The sequence below is a fragment of the Parabacteroides sp. AM17-47 genome, from assembly GCF_003434625.1.
Classification (GTDB): domain Bacteria; phylum Bacteroidota; class Bacteroidia; order Bacteroidales; family Tannerellaceae; genus Parabacteroides; species Parabacteroides distasonis.
This window is the reverse complement of the sequence record NZ_QTLI01000012.1, coordinates 1-21,006: the sequence shown is the minus strand read 5'-3', so window position 1 is coordinate 21,006 and position 21,006 is coordinate 1. Positions and strand designations below refer to the sequence as shown.

Genomic DNA, 21,006 nt, shown 5'->3' with positions numbered 1-21,006 from the left:
ACGTTAAACTGTTTCAATTATTTAGGAAGGCAACATAGAAGGTTCTCGATAATGTACTCAACGTCTTCCTCAGTCATCTTTGTGTTCAGAGGAAGTGTAATCTCGTTCTCAAAGAATTTGTATGCATTAGGATAATCCTTGATATCAAGGCCCTTTGCTTTATATGCGGTCATCATCGGGAGTGGCTTATAGTGTACGTTGGTTGCGATACCACGCTCTGCCATCTGCTCAATGATGCTGTTGCATTGCTCACGTGTTTTACCAGGAAGACGAGTGATGTAAAGATGACCACTACCAGCCCAATCTGCACCATAATGCTTCAAGCCTACAATGCCATATGGAGCCAGAGCTTCGTCATAACGCTCAATGTACTTCTTACGCTTAGCCAACATCTCAGGATAACGCTCGAACTGGATAAGCCCCAGAGCAGCCATAATGTCAGTCATGTTGCACTTGTACCAAGGGCCAATGATATCATACTCCCAGGCACCCAACTTTGTCTTAGCCAACGCATCCTTATTCTGACCATGGAGCGAGAAGAGCTGTGATAGACGATAGATGAATTCATTCCAAGTCTCACCCTCTATGAAAGGTACAGGACTTCCGCAATACACTTGCTGGCGTTCCACCTTCTCGTTTCCGAAAGGCAGGTTCCATGTCATTGCGCCACCCTCTGCAGTAGTGAAGTTCTTAACAGCATGGAAAGAGAATGAAGAGAAGTCCGCAATCTCACCAGCCATCTTACCATGGCGAGAGGCACCAAATGAGTGGGCACAGTCGTTAGAAACCACGATACGTCCCATCTTAGCCTGAATGTCATTAGCAGGACGATAGAGCGCCTTGATCTCTAGGCGGTTCACCACTTCAAAAATCTTCTCTACATTAGCGCATATACCAGCCAAGTCAACAGGTACAATTACCTTCGTACGCTCAGTGATTGCTGCAGCCAGCTTCTCGTAGTCCATCTCAAAATCCTGATGATCGTTACCATCATTCTCTGCATAAGCCGCCGGACGGATATCCACCATCTTTATGGTAGCACCCACATGATCAACCACCGAAGCAGATGCTGTATAGGTATATGCAGGCATAATCACCTCGTCACCAGGACCAACGCCCATCACATGGAGCACCATCTCCATGGCAGCCGTAGCCGAGTTCAAACATACAGTTTTCTCCGTATGAACATATTCCGAAATTATCTTCTCCAACTTCTTTGTACGAGGGCCAGTAGTTATCCAACCACTAAGGATTGCGTCACGAACCTCGTGGGCTTCAGCCTCCGTCATATCTGGGGGTGAAAAGGGAATTTTCCTTCTTTTCAAATCAGTACTCATTATACTTGTTTTTAAAAATTAATCTCGTATTTATCTCTCAGTAATAATCTCTTTAAATGTTTGGAAAATAAGTTTGATATCATACCAGAATGACGCATTCTGCACATATTCCAAATACAGCTTTATCTTCTCCTGCATAATCACGTTGATATAATAGTCCTCAGGATCTTTTGCTTTTTCCATCAACTCATTCTCATTGCGGAATTTAATTGAGGCAGGGTCGGTGATACCAGGACGAACATCCAAAACATGCATCTGTTCCTCTGTCCAGTAGTTTACATAGTGACGAACCTCTGGACGAGGACCGACAAGACTCATCTCACCAAGAAACACATTAATCAATTGAGGGAACTCGTCCAACTTATATTTTCGTATAAAATATCCAGAACGAGTAATTCGAGGGTCTCGACCTCCAATAGTTACCAAAGAGCCCTTATCTGAACCTACACGCATCGAACGAAACTTAAAAATACGGAAATCATTATTATTTCGTCCTACACGAACCTGACGATAGAACACAGATCCCTCGGAATCCAACTTAATCCAGATTGCCATAATGAGGAATATGGGACTTAATACCAGTAAACCGCAGCCACTGGCAAAAACATCAAATAGCCGTTTCATATATACGTTTGATTATTCAAAAAAAAGAGATGCTTTTCGGTTAATATTAAGGTCATCATTGTACAAAGTAAACGCTATCCAGTTCTAATATACAACAGTTGGAAGAGAACCTGTCATTGTGACTATAGCTTCATTATCAAGCGTCCACTTACTCCTAACTATGAATGTACTCAATGAATGTAAGTATTGGAGTTGAATACACTATTGACTATTTTGTCAACTTGTATCACTTATATCGTACCGTTATCAACGTGAATATTCTGACCAGTGATACTCTCTGCCTTCTCGCTTACAAGGAAAGCAACAGTTTCTGCAACTGAACGGATACTAGTAGCTGCCTTGAGTGACGTACGGGCATAAATCTTGCCTCTTTGTTCCTCTGTAAGAGTAGAGCTCATAGCGGTTGCCATGAAGCCAGGAACTACGACATTTGAGCGGATGCCGAGGGATCCCCACTCGCGAGCAGTATCCTTTGAGAATGCTTCGAGTGCACCCTTAGAAGAGGCATACATTGCCAATCCCTTGTAGCCTGTGTGAACAGAGATAGAAGAGATATGTACAATAGATCCCTTCACCTTGTGAAGAATCATGTTGCGAATAACATTCTTGGTCATCATCATTGGAGTGAAGACATTCACGTTGTACATAGCCTGAAGTCGCTCCAAATTGAGGTTGGTCACAATGTCATCGTATGCAACAGCTGCATTATTTACATAACCGTCAATCTGTACCTTGTTGCTACAAAAGTCTTTGAAGACATTATGGCGTACGTTTTCACAATCAGCAAGGTCAACACTCTTGAAGAAGACGTGATCAGGGCACTCTGCTTCCAGAGCCTTGAATTCATCGGTATAGCTACGAGCAATACCATATACGTTGTTGCCTTGTTCGAGTAGGACACGACAAATTTCGAGACCTACGCCACGAGAGCAACCTGTAACAATAATATTTTTACTCATGATCGTTTGAGTTTACCGGTTCTTGTTAATTCGAATTGTTCTACAAACTTAATTCTGCGTGGAATCTTGAAATCCTGCAGCTGTGAGGTAAGCGCCTTCTTAATATCAACATTGGTGAGTTCAGAACTATCTTCCAACTGGATGTCAGCACAAAGCACGCTACCGAGGACTGAATTTGCCCTACCATAGACAAGCACTTGCTTCACGCCATCGATTGCTCGAAGGACATTCTCCACTTCTCCTGGATTGACCTTGTAGCCTCCCACATTGATGAGCTCGTTCTTGCGACTCTTGAAGCGGAACAGTCCTTGCTCCTTGTCTACCCACTCGATGAGATCACCAGAGTGATAGTAATTACCCTCGAACTTGAAACTGTCGGAACGTCCAAGAAGTGACTTATGGATAAGCAGCTCGTCATCAACAACTGTAAACTTATCGCGAATCTTCTCTGGTATCTGGAAGCAATCGCCCTTGGCTGCGAACAACGATCCTGCCTCGGTTGAGGCATACACGTTATTAATCTTTGCCGTTGGAAAGATCTTCATAATGGAGTCATACAGATGCTGTTCAGACTTCTCGCCACCCAAAGTGACACGAATCACGCTCTCGTATGCATGCTCGAAAGGGAGGAGCAAACGATAGAATGTAGGAGTAGCTGACACATGAGTAATCTGATACTTGCCAATCAGCTCGTAAACATCAGCCCTCTGCTTGTTGAACACGTTGATGAGGGTATTCTGGTTCTCGAATGCTTGAAAGAACACCTGTAGACCTGCCATGTGAGTAGGGTTGTAGGCATACGCCCACACCTGGCCCTTGTACTTATCGCCAAGACGAACGCTACGAGTCAAGGTGTCAACGGTATGCACCACCTTCTTAGGCTGACCAGTAGTTCCTGAGGTGAAGATGGTGATCTCTGATGAAGACTGCTGAAGCGAAGCCACCACATCGTCCATCGAAGCAAATGATTTCTGCTCGATAACTTTTGTCTGGTTCACCTCATTCTCGTCCACACCATCAATCTCCGAAGGATTCAAGTCCGAATCCAATAGAACCAGAGGTCTATTTGCAGTCAGAGCACGGATTAGGTTAACGAAATAGACGTATACATCCCTTGTCTTGAGCAAAGGACAATATTCTATCGCATGATTAAGCGAGCAGAACAAGTCCTCGTATGTATAAGTCTTATCGTTATCTACAAGAAATACTGCCATTGCATTTAGCTAAGTTTTGCATAAATCTCACCAACAGTATTAACGAGACCATCCTCGAAGATGTCAATATCGAACTCATCCTCGATGCGAACGGTAAGTTCTGCGAGATCGAATGAAGTAAGGCCTAGATCGTCACGGAGCTTATCACCCTCGTTGAGGGTTACAACAGCTTCCATATTCTTAGAAGCACGAATATCATTAATAACTTCTAATACTTTAGTCTGCATAATGTTTTATTTATTAATTGGTTCATAGAATTTTGTTTCAGAAAGGTCAGCAGCGACACTACCCCAAGACAGCCCCACACCAAAACCACACATAATGGTCTTTTTGAGGTCATATTGTTTCTGACTGCAAACATCACTCAGCAGAAATGGTATGGTAGCAGGTCCAGTATTGCCATAGTCCTTGCAATTGGCAGGGGCCACTTCAGCAGCAACTTTTAGTTTTTTACGAACATAGTTTACCATAAATTCATTTGCCTGATGAAGGGCATAGAATCCTACATCTTCCTTTACCCAATCCATGTACTCAATTAGTGAGTTCACATTTTTATGTACCTCGGTTATTGCAAAATTAAAAATGGCCATACCATCCATGAAAAGGTCATTCATAGTACGGCCATTCTTGTCCTCATCCCACTTTAGAACGCTTGTTTCCTCAGAAACTGGCAAACGGAAACCTCCAGCAGGAACTATCAAACGATCAGCTCCACTTCCATCACTTTGAATATGGAAGCCCATAGAAGTATTTCCTACGGTTACAAGGCTCGCGGTACCGCAATCACCGAACACCATACGAAGTGATTTATCATTAGGATTCATCATGCGTGATGTCGTATCACCAGCCAATACGAGTACATTCTTGCAAGCACCGGTAGTTATCCAAGAAGCAGCCTGAAATAAACCATAAATAAAGCCAGAGCAACCATAATGAATGTCAATACAAACAGTGTCCTTTGACAAACCTAAACGGTCTTGAAGTGCAATAGACGTTGAAGGCAGAATCCAATCGCACGTCTGGCTAACGAACACAAGTCCGTCAATCTCATCCTTATTGATTCCATCCTTTTCCATTAACGCTTCAGCTGCCTTCTGGCACATGTCAGAAGAACACATGTCTTTGTCAGCAATGCGAGCACGTTCTACACCTGTTGCCTTCATAATGTTGGCTACCTCCGTATCACCATACTCTGCACCAAGAGAAACCATTTCTAGAATATTCTTTGGCAACCATGAAGCCACGGCCTTAACCTGAACATTGTTAAGAATTACTTTCATAATTATTCATGATTATTGAAGGGTAAAACCACCATCTATCACAAGATTTGTGCCTGTAGTGAACGAAGAAGCGTCACTTAGAAAATAGATAATGGCATGTGCTACCTCTTCTGGTTTGCCAAATCGCTTTAAAGGGTATTTCTTCATTTCTTCAGAAAGTTGCTCCTCTGAAATAGTTCCTGTATCCCAAATATGTGTATTTATTATACCTGGACATACCGCATTTACTCTAATATTTTTACTTGCAAGATCCAATGCAGCATTCTTAACAAAACCACACACGGCAGCCTTAGATGTAGAATACATAACGTTGCCAACTCCTGCAATAACAGGTCCAGAAATAGACGAAGTAAATACAACAGATCCATTCTTTTCTAGTTTTTTCTTTTTCAATAATTGCTGCATCAAAAGAATTGGAGCCAAAGTATTGACAGACATTATCTGCTCCATTTTATCACGAGTGATAAAATGAGTCGGTAGTATGATGGAAAGTCCCGCATTATTGACAAGTCCATCAATTGATGGGCATTTCTCAACAATTGTTGAAATATCAACATCACATGATAAATCAGCCACAATCATTAAATGACCATTTCCCATCAATAAATCATAGGTCTGCTGTAATTTGGCCTCATTACGACCAGTCAATACAACCTTGGCACCCATCTTAGAACACTCAATGGCTGTAGCTTTTCCTATACCAGAGGAGGCTCCTGTCACCAAAATAGTTTTACCCTCAAGTGAAAAAGGATTATACATACAGTTCACTTCTTTGAAGATATTAGTTCAAAGAGTTCCTGGATAGTGTTGGTCTTGCGCATTTCGTCAGCCCTAAGCTGTACCTCATACTCATCATCCACCATTGCCATCACGCTAAGAGCAACCATGGATGACCATCCATCTAATTCTCGGAAGTTTGTTTCAGCACTAATTGTTGAAGCATCAAGATCGTCAAACTGATCTGCAAAATTCACAATAAAATCTTTCATTGATGCAATTTTTAAATGTTAATCGTAATTTTATTATATAAATCTGAATTTTATCTTTGTTAAATCATATACCATCTCTGTTCTTTCTCTGCCGTCAGGGAGTGTAAATGTAGAAACAACCTTAGCTCCATTAATCTTATGAAATTTAAAGATCTGCTTATTAATTGTATCTACTTCAATAAATAAATCTTTCACTCCCAATGTTTTCATAATCGACATGAACATGTCATTCATAGAAATTGCGACTTCAGGATCTTTTCTATTTGGCAACCATCCCCAATATTCACCTCGGGCACCTTTAGAAGAGACATAATGATTATTTGATTCACCTTTAGTTGATTTGAATCTATCAATTGCTGCCTTAATTAATTTCGGGTTTGATATTGCAGAGGTAAATAATGGCCACAGAAATGAAAATTTGTTATCACGCATTGATTTCATCTGCTTACTTGCATCTAGTGAACCGCTGCTAAAACCTACTATCAGTCCGTTCTCATCTTCTGCACAAACTATAACTTCGTTTGGATCATTAAGCATTACCTTATAATATTGCTTAAGGAAAGAATAATTTACCTGCGCAAAAAAACCTTGGTCATATTTATCTCTGATGTGCAAGTGAACATAAGCAATTTGCTTTGCATCACTTGGCTTAGCTAATCTAAATCGAATATTTGCCATATATCAAAATATTTTACCAATAACAACCACCCTCTACCGCAAAAGCATTCTTAGGTCTATCTTTGGCATCAGGATAAACGAAATACTCATTGATATAAGGCTTAAATTCATCATTCTCTTCATATCGCTTGCAAGTTATTCCAAATAGAAACTGAAGCACACCTCCCATGTGAACAGCCTTTTTGCCCATACGTTTGATATGAGCAGCCAGCGGAAGGGCGTATGCGCCACATCCTAGCAGAGCAATATCAAAATCCTTCTTGTCAATTTCGCTTTTCATCCAGTCAAGTGCATCGAACCAAGTGTCAAAGCCAACAGGATTGCCTGCAATTGACTGCACAGCCTTAATGGTCTGCAATGAAGCAAACTCAGGCAACACCTCGCTGTTCTTGAATAGTTTCTTCTTTTTGTTTTTGTACTGACTCTCGATGGTCTCAGAAAAAGGATGCACTACAAGAATCTTTTTCCCTTTTAGAGAATAGGTCCAAGGATGTTGCTGGGAAAAAAACGAATCCAAAGTTGACTTATGGACATATTTTTTATGATTAAACCAATTACTAAAAAATAGTTCTTCGATTCGCCACCTTACGAACAAGTCTATATCTTTGCAATCTTCTTTATAAAGAAGATAAAACTGTTTAAGTGTTCTCATTGAAACTGGGAAAAAACCGGCATTCATTCTCATATTTCTCTTTGATCTTGACAATAATGGAAAACTCAAAGGAAAATATCGGATTAAAAATAATGCTTGAAACTCAACACTTCCTATTCTTGATATCATGCTTGGATTCTCAGATTCGAGCAGCCGAGATATTTCTCTGATATCAGTCTCTAAATCATGTTTTCTGGGTCCTAAGAATTCATGAATACGATCTGCAAATTCAAATGTTCTATACTTCACAATATTAAATTTTAATCCATGTAGGCAAATACAAATCAGAATATTCCAACGTATTATGCCATTTATGTGGGCATATAATAAAACAATTTTTACGCTGGTTCAAGTATGCACCCCACCAAGAGAATGAACTGTTTGCCAATATGTTGCATCTAGCGATGGACAGGAGTTGCATATCGCGATAACTATCGGCACCTCGGTTGTGTGCAATAAAATGAACCTTTGCATCACCAAACTCATTCCTCATATTTTCCATACACCATTTCTGGTCATTTGAGAAAATAAAGAACTCTGGGCTAGTAATCAAGTTATAGGCCTCACGTATTGCATTACGATAATAATCAAGTGTGCATATACCTCCAAAAGAGGAAGATCCGACATAATCACCACGACGAATGTGTACAGTCACAGAGTTATCTTGTTTGAGAAGAGGTTCCAATTCCAAATTCTCCTTTGTATCGAATGGACGAAAAGTAAACTCTTTAAGAATCCTATCACGATATTTATCAAAGTAGAGTGGAGTCATCCAGTAACCATCAAAATAGCAGTCATCTATTACAGACAAAGCCTCTGGTATAAACACATACGGCTGCTGATCTGTCACAAACTCTGTCTTTCGCTTTGGAAATATGCGACGAACAGCTCGAGCAAGAACTTGATTTGGAATATAGAACGAAACCTTCATCAAATCCTTCGGTCTGGCAGGTTCTAAAGTCGCATTCGGGAATACCTTGTCTATCTCATAACCATTATGATAAAAGTTATTGCCATGATAAACCTTAATGAAAGCATTTTTATAATGTTGAGTATCAATAAAAACCTCCTCATTGGGATATTTCGCCTTCAACGCTACAGCAAAAGCATACTGAAACATCTGGTTACCTAGACCTCCTATGATATTTACGATTTTCATATACTAATCTTCAAAAATTTTTAATCTTGCAAAGGCTTCATCTAGTATCATTTCTACATCATATTCCCTTGCTGTAAGAATTGCATTTTTCCTTAATTTTTTGCGCAAATCAATATCTGAAATAAGTCTATTCATTGCGGTAGATAATGCTACTGCATCCTTAGGGGGAATAAGCAATCCATTATAACCATCAACAAGGACTTCACCATTAGCATGGAAGTCTGACGCAATAACTGGCACACCAGCTATGAATGCATCTAACAATGTTCCAGGAAAACCTTCACCCTTGAAATATGTAGGGAATAGTAAAACATCATACTCGGATAGTTGTTTATAACCATCTTCTACACTCACATCAAGAAAGCCTTTATAATTAATATTTAGGTAATAAAAATCCTTAAAATAGCCTTCATCATATGGAGGCACTAAAGTTCCGTAAATATCTAAACAAATGTTTTTATTATCTAAAGACTTAAATGCTTGGATTATTTCTTCGATTCCTTTTTGTATTAATACCCTTGAAAAATACACAAAACGTATTTTCTCAAAAATAGCTTTATCAATTGTTGGTTTAAATATTACTGGTTTAAAATTCGGAACCATTGCACAGTTAGTAATTGATAATTCCTCTAGGTCACGTTTCAAATAATTACATTGAACTACTACTTTAGTAAACACATCATATACTCTTCGGTTTTTAAGAGATACGTTTTTGAGATCTATTGCCAAATCTCCTCCTGCAACCCAATAGAAAATTCTCCGTTTTAGATGAGTTAAATTTAGTATTTTTGCTATATAATAAGCACCTCTAGTTGATATTGACAGAATGATTGGCTCACTTCTTTTAGTTCTTACAATATATATTAGAGACATAATTAACGACAATACGGATTTTTTTTTCCAAGTATCAAAGACTCTACAGTCAACATTTTTAGAGAGTATATATCTCAAAAAATGCTGATTCTTTGTTTGCACACCACCACCTGTACTTGGGCTATTTAATTGAATACTTCCTATAAAAGTTAATCTATTCATACTTTTTTCCACCTTAATTTGTTGACAAAGTAAATCCAATTTGCTTTGCAGGAACACCTGCTACTATTACATTATTAGGGATATCCTTATTTACAACAGATCCAGCCCCAATAACAACATTGTCGCCAATTGTTATAGGTCCCAAGATTATTGCTCCGACAGAAATATAAACATTGTTTCCTACATTGATACTACATTTAGAGCCAAAATTCATAGCATTACGTTTTCCAAATAAAACATTAGGAAGAACTGTGCAATTTTCTCCAATATGAATCCAACTATCACAACGAAGAAAACCTGGATGTACAATCATGACACCTGGCCCAAAAGTATTAGGAGCAACAAACATATTTGATTTTATTCTGCTGTGATTGTATCTATATTTCCAATACAACAGAAATACCCTCTCCAATAGAGTACGTTTTTCTAAATTTAGGTAAAATTCATAATGCCTCAATACACGAAAAAATTCATATATATAATAATTTTCATATCCTCCCAATCTTTTTATCATACGCTTATAAAAAGTCTGGGAACCAAACCCTAGATTATCTCGCTTTAAATATTCTTGCAGATCTTTTCTTGTAAATATCATAAACGTGATGTTTAGTTCTGCTTATTAGGGGGTTATCGCAAGAACCCCCGATAATTGATCTTTATATTAGATAATCGAGAATATATGTAAGCTGATGGAATAAACATATAATACATATACCTAAAGAAATTCACAGACTGTGATCTCACCAATGAGAAAAAAATGCATCCCATAATTGCGAACATAAATCGATTAAATCTTTCATTATTAGTTAAAATAAAACGATTCCATATTGACAATCCTAGACCTATCACCAATCCATTATATACAAACCCTAAAAAGCCACAAAAGATATAACCTTCAGCAAAAGGATGAAAAGCCCATCCCTGAGAGGCGCTTACTTGAGAACTAGGAAAAAGAGAATCTGCAATCAAAAAATATAACCAATCACCTCCCAATAATGGAAATGTTTTTATAATCTGAGAATTAATAACCATTAATGGATCAATAATATTTTTGCCAATAACACCAACCAAATTATACGCTGGCGCTGTATAATCTTGTTTAAGTAAAATATCTTCCAATGTCCCCTCATTAACACCTCCTCTTAACGAATAAGTAAAACTCGCTAAATATAGAAACGTAATAGCGATAAAAGACAAAACAAAAACTTGTTTAATCCTTATCTTACGTCCATATATCCATAAAAGTACAAGTCCCAATATAACTGCAAGGATATCAGAACGAGATCCTGATAGAATATTATAGATAGTATAAAGTAAAATATTATATGCAGTAAAAACTTGCATATACCATTTTTTCTGTTCCATAGCAACCATTGGGAATATCACGAAAGCAGGCAACCACTTAAACATTTGATCAATTATAGTCATCAAAATATTCTCGTTTCCCATCGATCCATTTTCCACTAAGGATTGGTAAGAAATTTTCACCATATTGGTAACTAATAAATATGAACTTAAAAAACTAAACACAAGAACAAAAAAACAAACTATTGATTTTGAATTTCTCCTCCTATAATATACAACATTATAGACCTTATGAATTTTGGATGTATGATTTAGGACTATAAATAACGTAATCAATGAAAAGTTAACAAACCAATACAATTCACACCAAACATCTTTTCCCCAGTATGCATCATATAGATATGGAAAAAATCTATAAGTAATTTCTGTCGGTAATAAATACAAATAAATAACCATACAAAAAATGGCATAAAATCTATTCCTATTCCATAACTTAAATATACATGATACCCATACAAAAACTTGAAAACACAACAATATTATATCCATATTAATATCATCCATAGAATTAAAAGTTTAGCAATTAATCGAATTCCACTATATATAATTAACTAAGTAAAAACATTGTACATTATCATCAACACAAGCCATTCATCACTAACAATTACAATTAGATAACCATAGCCTAACACCAATAAAATATCATCGAAAAACTTTCAAAAAAGTTTACTTTTTATCACATGTGCAATTTTTTCATTGACAGACAAAATCATTTCATTAACTAAAATCTTGCATAAAAGAAAATCTGCTAAAACTGTATACAAGACTCCACTTATCAGCAAACAAACTATATTATTCAAATAATAATTGAGAATATTTTTATAAAAGAGATACAAGAATATTGCAATTAAAATTAATAAAACAATTTGACTAAGCAACTTTACTATATCTTTAAACCAAAACACTTTTGCTAATGAATTTATATAAAATAGAGAAATCAAAGCAAACAATCCCATAGATATAGTCTCAACAAATCCAACAAAGATATAATTTACTTGTATTGAAAATATAATCGAAGAAAAAAAGAAAATAAATGTCACTAACCCACTAAAAACCGCAAATATTTTTTGCTTATTTAATGAATAAAAAACATTCCTCGTCAAATTCATTATTGCAATCAGCACTCCATTCACAAGATATATAGGAAGAACTGAAGATAATCCAATAACAGCTTCATTATCAAATTCCCCTCTTAAAAAAAGAACACTTATTATTGGGCAAGCAAATACGGATGTAAAAACAGCAACAAATGTTGAAAAAACAACGACGGCTTCTATTTGTTTCCAAAAATTAATAAATCCTTGGTTAACTATTTCCTTATTCTTTGAAGAAAGAGACCTAGCAAGATCAGGGAAAGAAACGGTTGACAACCCCATACTTGCAGCAACAGAAAGAAAAGCGCAAAAACTATGAGAATAACCTAAAAGCGAAACGCCACCTTCATAATCTAGTTGTCCGGCCCACAAATATGCAATTGAAGCAAACGAATGGAATGGGAAAAAAGATATAATTATTAGTATAATGTTTTGGACAACTACAAAAGAGTCCATTTTGGTATACGATTGGGATTTCTTGAATAAATTACCATAATATCGATTTACTATATAAGAAATAAATGCTGAAAATAGCATACCAAAAGCAATAGAATTTACTCCTATAACCTGATGAAGAATAAGCACAAATAATATGATAAAAATGTATACCAGCAACTGAGATAAAGATACAATTAAAAAATTTTTGAAATAATTTTGGACAGAAGAAAGAAAACCATTAACGATTGACATGTATGCATTAATCCACAATAAAAAAGCCAACAATAAAGAAAGATTATAATATGATTTTTCTATGGAACCAACAATGTAATCCATATTAAAATATGTAATTACAAAGCCAACAACAGCTATAAGCAATGCTATTTTTGATACACACTCTTTTATAGTCCAAATATAAGAATCTAACTCAACTGAATCTATTCGAGCAAAAATAGGGAAAAACAAAGATGAAAAAACAGCACCAGACGCACCTGTTATAATCGCAGGAATGGAGAGAAACGAAAAATAAATATCCATCTCTTTCCCTAAGCCAAAGAAATAGGCATACAACAATTGGCAAACAAAGCCTAATATACCACAAACAATAAAAATAAGACTAATAACGAATGTTTTTTTCATACATTTACATATGTCAACCTTCAGAACATCGTATTACAAATTCCTAAATCCGACAGAAACAATGAAATTTTACTTTGAAAGAAATGCTCCGATACTAAACAGTAACATGCATATCATAAAGATCCAATATTGAGGAGTACTTTCAAGAGTCTCCCTTTTATTCATTACGCATGAAAAAAATCTTTGGAATTCTTCTTTTTCTGTAAATAAATTCTATCGCTTATGATATAACTTCATCATATCTAGGAATGGCAAAGTTCTGATTGATATTATTGCCTTCGAACATGAAGTTCTATGGCTTCTCGATGATTATGGCAAAATATCTTACTGTCTAACACCACAAGTGCCTGGTATCTACCTCCACCGAAACCATGCATTTTCCACGCAAACACGTCATATCCTTGCCTTCTATGACAGAACAACCCTCCTTTTAAGGAGCTATTTGAAGCCGTTGGTGGTATGAACCACATACAAATGTACTACCTATACAACGACTTTCCAAATTGGAATATTACTTTACGATACCTTTTTCAAGATACTCAGCAAGGTTCATCTTGCGAACACCTTCAGCAGCATGATCAGCAGCGACTTTAGCCATATCATGCTTAACCATGAGCTCGACGAGTTGCTCGAAGGTGGTGGTCATAGGATTCCAACCAAGTTCATTCTTAGCCTTGGTTGGATCGCCCCAGAGATTCACCACATCGGTAGGACGATAGAAATCTTCAGATACGGCTACAACGACCTTGCCTACAAGAAATTCAGGGCCAGATATTACAATACCTTTCTCATTAATGCCTTCACCTTCCCAACTAAGTTCTATACCAGCGTGATGGAAAGCGAGAGTAGCAAACTCACGAACAGTATGCTGTACACCTGTAGCAATAACGAAATCTTCTGGCTTATCGTGCTGGAGGATAAGCCACATACACTCAACATAATCCTTGGCATACCCCCAGTCGCGAAGGGAGTCTAGATTGCCAAGGTAGAGGCAATCCTGCTTACCCTGGGTAATGTGTGCAGCAGCGAGAGTTATCTTGCGGGTTACGAATGTCTCGCCTCTACGCTCAGACTCGTGGTTGAAGAGGATGCCTGAGCAACAGAACATATCATATGCCTCACGATACTCCTTCACAATCCAGAAGCCATAGAGTTTAGCGACAGCATATGGTGAATATGGGTGAAATGGGGTATTCTCGTTCTGGGGAACCTCCTCTACCTTACCATAGAGCTCAGAAGTTGATGCCTGATAAATCTTACAGCTCTTCTCAAGGTGATTGGTACGGACAGCCTCCAGTATGCGAAGAACACCTGTTGCATCTACCTCTGCAGTAAACTCAGGAGCATCGAAAGACACTTGAACGTGAGACTGAGCAGCCAAGTTATAAATCTCTGTCGGCTGCACCTCGTCCACAAGCTTCACAAGCGACATAGAGTCGGTGAGGTCAGCATAATGCAGGTGGAAATTTGGAGTTCCTTCGAGGTGCGCGATACGCTCACGGAAATCTACTGATGAGCGGCGGATGATACCATGGACCTCATAGCCCTTGGCCAAAAGAAATTCAGAGAGGTAGCTACCGTCCTGTCCAGTAACACCTGTGATAAGTGCAATATTCTTTGACATAATTGTATTTTTTGCGTTATTGAATTGTTTTCAACTTATGCTCTCCTCGTACCATTCGAAAAGCTTCTGAACACCATCTTCAATATCAACCTTATGTGTCCATCCAAGAAAATGAAGCTTGCTGACATCTATGAGCTTACGCATAGTACCATCAGGTTTAGCAGTATCAAACTCAACTGTTCCGGTGAAACCTACTGCCTTGACTACAAGTTCTGAAAGCTCGCAAATGGTGATTTCCTTCCCTGTACCCACATTGATGTGACAGTTGCGGATCTCGCCAAGGCTTGGGATTGCGCCACCACGACCAGTTGAGTGGTTGCGATCAACTACACCATCCGCTTTGTTGCCGTAATGGACTGATGAGTATTTCTCGATACCAATGATGTCGGAGAAGTTAACGTTGAGAAGAACGTGAACTGATGCGTCTGCCATATCCTCACTCCAGAGGAACTCACGAAGAGGCTTACCTGTGCCCCAGAGGTTCACCTTGTTGTGCTCTATACCATAGAAGGAAAGGACTTTGAGAATCTCAGCTTCTGAACTGTTGCCATCAATGACATAACGATTTTCCTTTATATTTGCTCCTACAGGACGAATATTGAGGTCTTTGCGAATAGCTTCCCAATTACCATCGTTGATGAGCTTTGCGAGATAAACCTTACGCATCATGGCTGGCATAACGTGCGAATTCTCCAGATGAAAATTGTCATTAGGACCATAGAGGTTGGTAGGCATTACGGCAATATAGTTGGTACCGTACTGGAGATTGTACGACTCGCACATCTTGAGACCAGCAATCTTGGCAATGGCGTATTCCTCGTTGGTGTATTCCAATTCACTAGTGAGGAGGCAGTCCTCCTTCATGGGCTGAAGCGCATTCTTAGGATAGATACAGGTAGAGCCAAGGAAGAGGAGTTTCTTCACATCATGAGCATATGCCTCGGAAATAACGTTGCACTGGATCTTCATATTCATCATCAGAAAGTCAGCACGATAAAGACTGTTGGCCATGATGCCACCTACAAAGGCAGCTGCTAGTACTACAGCATCAGGCTGCTCCTCATCGAAAAACTTTTTTACAGCATACTGATCTGTGAGATCAAGATCCTTGTGAGTGCGACCTACGAGATTGGTGTAGCCTCTCCGCAAGAGGTTGTTCCAAATTGCGGAACCTACGAGGCCCCTATGGCCTGCAACATATATTTTGCTTGATTTATCTAACATATGATTAATTTGAAAATAAAAAAGCGTGTTTCACTCTGAATTATTTTTATTGTGCGGAATAATCATTGAACCCACAGATCCACATACTATAATGCAGATTCAAATAAAATAATATATCAATTACTCTTTAAGGAATGCACAAATGGTCATTTATCAACGCATATATAATATGTTGAATACCATTCTGCAAATGCTCTAAGACCATCACGCAAAGAAGTTGATGGCTTAAATCCAAAATCTTGTTCAAGAGGTGTAGTATCTGCATATGTTACAGATACGTCACCAGGCCGCATTGGGACAAGTTCCTTGTGAGCCTCAAAATCGTAGTTCTGCGGTAGCACCTTGGCACGGATGAGCTCCTCCTGTAGGATAGAGACGAAGTCAAGAAGGTTTTCAGGTGAATTGTTACCGATATTATATACTTTGTACGCTGGGATTGGAAGTCCATCTTCTCCATTCTGCTTCTCGGGAGCGTGCTGCATGATGCGAACTACACCCTCGACGATATCATCGACATAGGTAAAGTCACGCTTGCAGTTTCCATAGTTAAAGATCTGGATGGTCTTGCCATCACGAAGCTTGTTGGTGAATCCGAAGTAGGCCATATCAGGACGGCCTGCAGGTCCATATACAGTGAAGAAACGAAGACCTGTTGATGGGATATTGTAAAGCTTCGAATAAGCGTGTGCCATAAGTTCGTTACTCTTCTTGGTGGCAGCATACAGGCTGACTGGATTATCCACCTTGTCATCTGTTGAATATGGAACCTTCTTATTAGAACCATAGACTGATGATGATGATGCATATACCAAATGTTCAACTTCATGATGACGGCAAGCTTCAAGAAGGTTGTAGAAACCGATAAGATTGCTCTCTATGTAGGCATCAGGATTGGTGATAGAGTAACGAACTCCTGCCTGAGCTGCGAGATTTACGACAACAGCTATCTTGTTGTCAGTAAATATCTTCTCGACAGCAACCTTATCTGAGATGCTTGCATGAACAAACTCCCAATCTCGGTTAAGAGCCTCTATTTCTTTGAGACGCTCGTACTTGATGTTGACATCGTAGTAGTCTGTGATGCTGTCAATACCGATTACCTTGATATTCTTTATATCCTTAAACAAACGCTTAACGAGATTAGATCCGATAAAGCCTGCTGCTCCAGTAACGAGAACGGTCTTGCCCTCAAGATTTACATTATACTGTACCATGAGTTAATCACGCTTAAATATGTCACGAGTATAAACCTTCTCAATCACATCATCGAGGCATGAGTCATAGCGGTTGGCGATGATGGCCTTTGACTTCTGTTTGAACTCCTCAAGATTGTTGATTACCAGAGAGCCGAAGAATGAAGTACCATTTTCAAGAGTTGGCTCATAGATTATGACCTCTGCGCCTTTGGCCTTGATACGCTTCATGATACCCTGGATTGCAGACTGGCGGAAGTTGTCAGAGTTAGACTTCATAGTCAAGCGGTACACACCGATAACACATTCATGCTCTTTAGCGGCATCCCATACAGCATTTTCATTGTAATAGCCAGCCTTGCGAAGTACGGCATCGGCAATATAATCCTTTCGGGTACGATTAGACTCCACAATCGCAGACATCATAGCCTGTGGCACGTTTTCATAATTGGCAAGAAGTTGCTTGGTATCCTTTGGGAGACAATAACCACCATAACCAAATGACGGGTTATTGTAGTGAGTACCAATACGTGGATCGAGACCAATGCCATTAATAATTGCCTGTGAATCGAGCCCCTTTACTTCCGCATAGGTATCAAGCTCATTGAAATAAGAAACTCGAAGAGCGAGATAGGTGTTGGCAAAGAGTTTGACAGCCTCTGCTTCCTTCATACCCATGAATAGAGTCGGAACGTTCTCCTTGATTGCACCCTCTTGAAGAAGATTCGCAAAGATCTTGGCGTAATCTTCCGCATTTGGATTGCCAATAGCTGCAATTGCCGCATTCTCCTCATCCCAGTTTCTATCTTGATCAGAGGGGAGTACTTTAGGATAGCCCACGATAATTCTCGAAGGTTCCAAATTATCAAGTAAGGCCTTGCTTTCACGAAGAAACTCTGGAGAGAATAGAAGATTGAAATAATGTCCCTTAAGAGATGGATCTGTCATAAACTTGAGAGCATACTTCACATAAAGCGAACGGCAATACCCAACAGGAATGGTTGATTTAATGACCATCACGGCATCCGGATTGACGTTCAATACCAAATCGATCACATCCTCTATATGATGTGTATCGAAGTAATTCCGCAGCGGATCATAATTGGTGGGAGCCGCAATGACAATGAAATCGGCATCACGATAAGCCGCCTCGCCATCAAGCGTAGCTCGCAGGTTCAAATCTTTCTCAGCGAGATATCGCTTGATATACTCATCTTGAATCGGTGATTTCTTACGGTTGATAAGATCCACCTTCTCCGGTATCACGTCCACCGCTGTCACCGGATGATGTTGTGCCAGCAAGGTAGCGATACTCAATCCCACGTAACCGGTTCCGGCCACGGCGATCTTGATTTCTTTATTCATATTGATTATTTTTTTGTTAGCCCTAAAATACTTTTCATCTTTCTGATTTTCAAAAAGATGATTCACAGTTAAGTTGTTTGTTTTATACCAAAAGTAACAGGTAGTAAGTATTCAATTTAGGACATACTCCTCATTAAGACACTTCAAAAGTGTCTTAACCGAGTTCAGTAAAAAATATTGCGTTTACCTTCTTTATTCAATCACCCAATCCCCCAACGTTCGCTTCTCCGTATCGAAATTGATCCCAACCTTTACGATGGGTAATCCGCAAAGGGCGAAGCGCTCCGGGTAATTGCGCAAATGGATTTGCTCAAGGGCTGTATCCGCGGTTTTATTCAACTTTAATTCCACGACATAGAGGGTGGTCGGGGTGCGCATCACCATATCCACACGGCCTTTGGGGGTACGGACCTCTACGTCCACATAATTGCCTATCAACGTAAAAATCACATAAAGCAATTGTTGGTAATGTCCCTCGTAATGCGTATTCTCGCAATAGGGGATCGTGGAGAGAACCGTGCGCATCAAAACTAAAGCGCCGTCCATATCGCCATTATAAATCTTCTCCGCCACCAACGTATTCAACTCGGCGGGGCGTTGCACATAGTTAGGCAACAAGCTGCGCATCAAGCCGATCCGAACCTCCTTGTTCGGGATATCCAACTGATACAGGCCGCTGAAACGGGGATGCCGAAGCACCGTCTTCGGTGTTTCTTTTTAATCATATAAAAGATTTTTTATAGGCGGATTTCAAGAGCGACGTGATGTCGGTTTTGTCTTCCGCCTGTATTTTTGCTATCGAAAAAAATACGATTCATTCAATTGATATAGAAGTTTTTAGGTGTAATAATACTAAAAAAGCATTTCGACTGTCCGAGTGGCAGCATCATGAAACATCTAAGAGAGTTCGTAACTTCAGTACCTGAATACCGTAGAACCGGGAAAGGCAATTTCAAGCATAAACTTGAAGACATACTTATGCTTGTCATATTGGGCAGGCTCAGTAAGTGCATTACCAAAACCGAGATACTCGAGTTTGGCAAACGTTATCCTATATGGATAATTAATCGACAGGATGAGATGGCGAATCAATTCAATCCAACTCCTCAAACTGGGAGTTCTGGCTCTTGAACTCAGGGACGAAGGCTTTCATCTCCTTCACCATCAAAAGGATTTGGACACGGAGAGACAATTCGGTTAATACATTAATATGTTCTACTACATCCTTATAGATATACTCACGAACCGCCGCTACTCGAATCTTCTCGTGAGGGGTCTCTTTCGTGTTCTCCTTATTATTCAGTAGCTCTTCATACAATTTCTCGCCGGGGCGAAGACCAGTATACTTGATCTCGATATCCTTGTCTACCTGCAACCCGGACAGTTCAATCATGCGCTTCGCCAAATCCGCTATCTTCACCGGCTCACCCATGTCGAAGATAAAGATCTCACCGCCCTTACCCATCGTTCCGGCCTCTAATACCAGACGACAAGCCTCCGGGATGGTCATGAAGTAACGGATAATATCGGGATGGGTGACCGTCACTGGGCCTCCTTGAGCGATTTGTTCCCGGAAACGGGGGATAACCGAACCATTACTACCTAAGACATTGCCAAAGCGGGTCGTAATGAAACGCGTCTCGCCTTTCACCTCTCCTCGCTCAATCGCAAGGCTCAGACTCTGTACGTAGATCTCGGCCAAGCGTTTGCTACATCCCATGATGTTCGTGGGGTTCACCGCCTTATCCGTACTGATCATCACAAATTTCTCCACGCCATAGCTTACAGCGGCATCCGCCATCACACGAGTACCGAACACGTTTGTTCGGATCGCCTCGCAGGGGTTCTCTTCCATCAAGGGGACATGCTTGTAGGCCGCCGCATGGAACACCACTTGGGGGTGCCAGTTGCGGAACACATAATCCACACGGTCCGGGCTGCGAACATCGCCGATCACCGGAACAAAGTTCAGTTCCTTGTATTTCTCTTCCAATTCCAAACGAAGATTATGCATCGGAGTCTCAGCGGAGTCGAAGCAAACCAACTTCTTAATCGGAAAATGAGCCAGCTGGCGACAGATCTCGCTACCGATACTGCCGGCGGCTCCCGTGACAAGCACGGTCTTCCCTTCCAACAG

General features: G+C 39.6%; 20 protein-coding genes and 1 pseudogene. All 21 read right to left on the bottom strand.

Annotated elements, in window-relative coordinates; all coding sequences use genetic code 11:
* Window positions 1–17: 17 nt before the first annotated feature.
* On the bottom strand, window positions 18–1,337 hold the full coding sequence (locus DW205_RS11110; protein WP_005867804.1) for a DegT/DnrJ/EryC1/StrS aminotransferase family protein: 1,320 nt from the start codon (window positions 1,335–1,337) through the stop codon (window positions 18–20).
* Window positions 1,338–1,367: 30 nt separating this feature from the next.
* The gene (locus DW205_RS11105) at window positions 1,368–1,961 is read right to left on the bottom strand and encodes a sugar transferase (RefSeq protein WP_005867802.1); all 594 of its coding nucleotides are present in this window, start codon (window positions 1,959–1,961) and stop codon (window positions 1,368–1,370) included.
* Between the two features lie 230 nt (window positions 1,962–2,191).
* Entirely contained in the window at window positions 2,192–2,920 is a 729-nt protein-coding gene (locus DW205_RS11100; RefSeq protein WP_005867801.1) for an SDR family NAD(P)-dependent oxidoreductase, read from the bottom strand.
* The gene (locus DW205_RS11095; protein ID WP_005867799.1) at window positions 2,917–4,134 is read right to left on the bottom strand and encodes a fatty acid--CoA ligase family protein; all 1,218 of its coding nucleotides are present in this window, start codon (window positions 4,132–4,134) and stop codon (window positions 2,917–2,919) included. The genes DW205_RS11100 and DW205_RS11095 overlap by 4 nt, the downstream gene beginning before the upstream one ends.
* Before the next feature lie 5 nt (window positions 4,135–4,139).
* Window positions 4,140–4,361: an acyl carrier protein gene (locus tag DW205_RS11090; protein ID WP_005867797.1), complete on the bottom strand. Its 222-nt coding sequence runs from the start codon at window positions 4,359–4,361 to the stop codon at window positions 4,140–4,142.
* A 6-nt stretch (window positions 4,362–4,367) separates the two neighbouring features.
* Window positions 4,368–5,414, bottom strand: a complete 1,047-nt coding sequence (locus DW205_RS11085) for a 3-oxoacyl-ACP synthase III family protein (protein ID WP_005867795.1) — start codon at window positions 5,412–5,414, stop codon at window positions 4,368–4,370.
* 12 nt (window positions 5,415–5,426) lie between these two features.
* Entirely contained in the window at window positions 5,427–6,173 is a 747-nt protein-coding gene (locus tag DW205_RS11080) for an SDR family NAD(P)-dependent oxidoreductase (RefSeq protein ID WP_005867794.1), read from the bottom strand.
* A 5-nt stretch (window positions 6,174–6,178) separates the two neighbouring features.
* Window positions 6,179–6,403 carry an acyl carrier protein gene (locus tag DW205_RS11075; protein ID WP_005867792.1) on the bottom strand — a complete coding sequence of 75 codons (225 nt, stop codon included), beginning with the start codon at window positions 6,401–6,403 and terminating at the stop codon, window positions 6,179–6,181.
* A gap of 33 nt (window positions 6,404–6,436) precedes the next feature.
* On the bottom strand, window positions 6,437–7,081 hold the full coding sequence (locus DW205_RS11070; RefSeq protein WP_008777897.1) for a hypothetical protein: 645 nt from the start codon (window positions 7,079–7,081) through the stop codon (window positions 6,437–6,439).
* A gap of 13 nt (window positions 7,082–7,094) precedes the next feature.
* A complete protein-coding gene (locus DW205_RS11065) occupies window positions 7,095–7,982 on the bottom strand; it encodes a hypothetical protein (RefSeq protein ID WP_128616951.1) in 888 nt (295 codons plus the stop codon).
* 4 nt (window positions 7,983–7,986) lie between these two features.
* Window positions 7,987–8,892: an alpha-1,2-fucosyltransferase gene (locus DW205_RS11060; RefSeq protein ID WP_005867692.1), complete on the bottom strand. Its 906-nt coding sequence runs from the start codon at window positions 8,890–8,892 to the stop codon at window positions 7,987–7,989.
* 3 nt (window positions 8,893–8,895) lie between these two features.
* Window positions 8,896–9,927: a glycosyltransferase gene (locus tag DW205_RS11055; RefSeq protein WP_005867691.1), complete on the bottom strand. Its 1,032-nt coding sequence runs from the start codon at window positions 9,925–9,927 to the stop codon at window positions 8,896–8,898.
* Between the two features lie 13 nt (window positions 9,928–9,940).
* The gene (locus tag DW205_RS11050) at window positions 9,941–10,522 is read right to left on the bottom strand and encodes a maltose O-acetyltransferase (RefSeq protein ID WP_005867690.1); all 582 of its coding nucleotides are present in this window, start codon (window positions 10,520–10,522) and stop codon (window positions 9,941–9,943) included.
* Between the two features lie 32 nt (window positions 10,523–10,554).
* Window positions 10,555–11,418, bottom strand: a complete 864-nt coding sequence (locus tag DW205_RS11045; protein ID WP_227793931.1) for a hypothetical protein — start codon at window positions 11,416–11,418, stop codon at window positions 10,555–10,557.
* Window positions 11,419–11,948: 530 nt separating this feature from the next.
* Complete coding sequence (locus DW205_RS11040) at window positions 11,949–13,463, bottom strand: lipid II flippase MurJ (protein ID WP_005867687.1); 1,515 nt, start codon at window positions 13,461–13,463, stop codon at window positions 11,949–11,951.
* 511 nt (window positions 13,464–13,974) lie between these two features.
* Window positions 13,975–15,087 carry a GDP-mannose 4,6-dehydratase gene (gene gmd, locus DW205_RS11035; protein ID WP_121963090.1) on the bottom strand — a complete coding sequence of 371 codons (1,113 nt, stop codon included), beginning with the start codon at window positions 15,085–15,087 and terminating at the stop codon, window positions 13,975–13,977.
* Window positions 15,088–15,117: 30 nt separating this feature from the next.
* Window positions 15,118–16,311 (bottom strand): GDP-L-fucose synthase, encoded by a 1,194-nt coding sequence (locus DW205_RS11030; RefSeq protein WP_005867684.1) that lies wholly within the window; start codon window positions 16,309–16,311, stop codon window positions 15,118–15,120.
* Window positions 16,312–16,457: 146 nt separating this feature from the next.
* Window positions 16,458–17,525: an NAD-dependent epimerase/dehydratase family protein gene (locus DW205_RS11025; protein WP_005867683.1), complete on the bottom strand. Its 1,068-nt coding sequence runs from the start codon at window positions 17,523–17,525 to the stop codon at window positions 16,458–16,460.
* 3 nt (window positions 17,526–17,528) lie between these two features.
* Window positions 17,529–18,869 (bottom strand): UDP binding domain-containing protein, encoded by a 1,341-nt coding sequence (locus DW205_RS11020; RefSeq protein ID WP_005867682.1) that lies wholly within the window; start codon window positions 18,867–18,869, stop codon window positions 17,529–17,531.
* Window positions 18,870–19,061: 192 nt separating this feature from the next.
* Window positions 19,062–19,544, bottom strand: a pseudogene (locus tag DW205_RS11015) (PD-(D/E)XK nuclease domain-containing protein); the annotation flags it as partial.
* 418 nt (window positions 19,545–19,962) lie between these two features.
* The coding region (locus DW205_RS11005) for a UDP-N-acetylglucosamine 4,6-dehydratase family protein (RefSeq protein WP_147326764.1) at window positions 19,963–21,006 on the bottom strand (1,044 nt) is incomplete at its 5' end.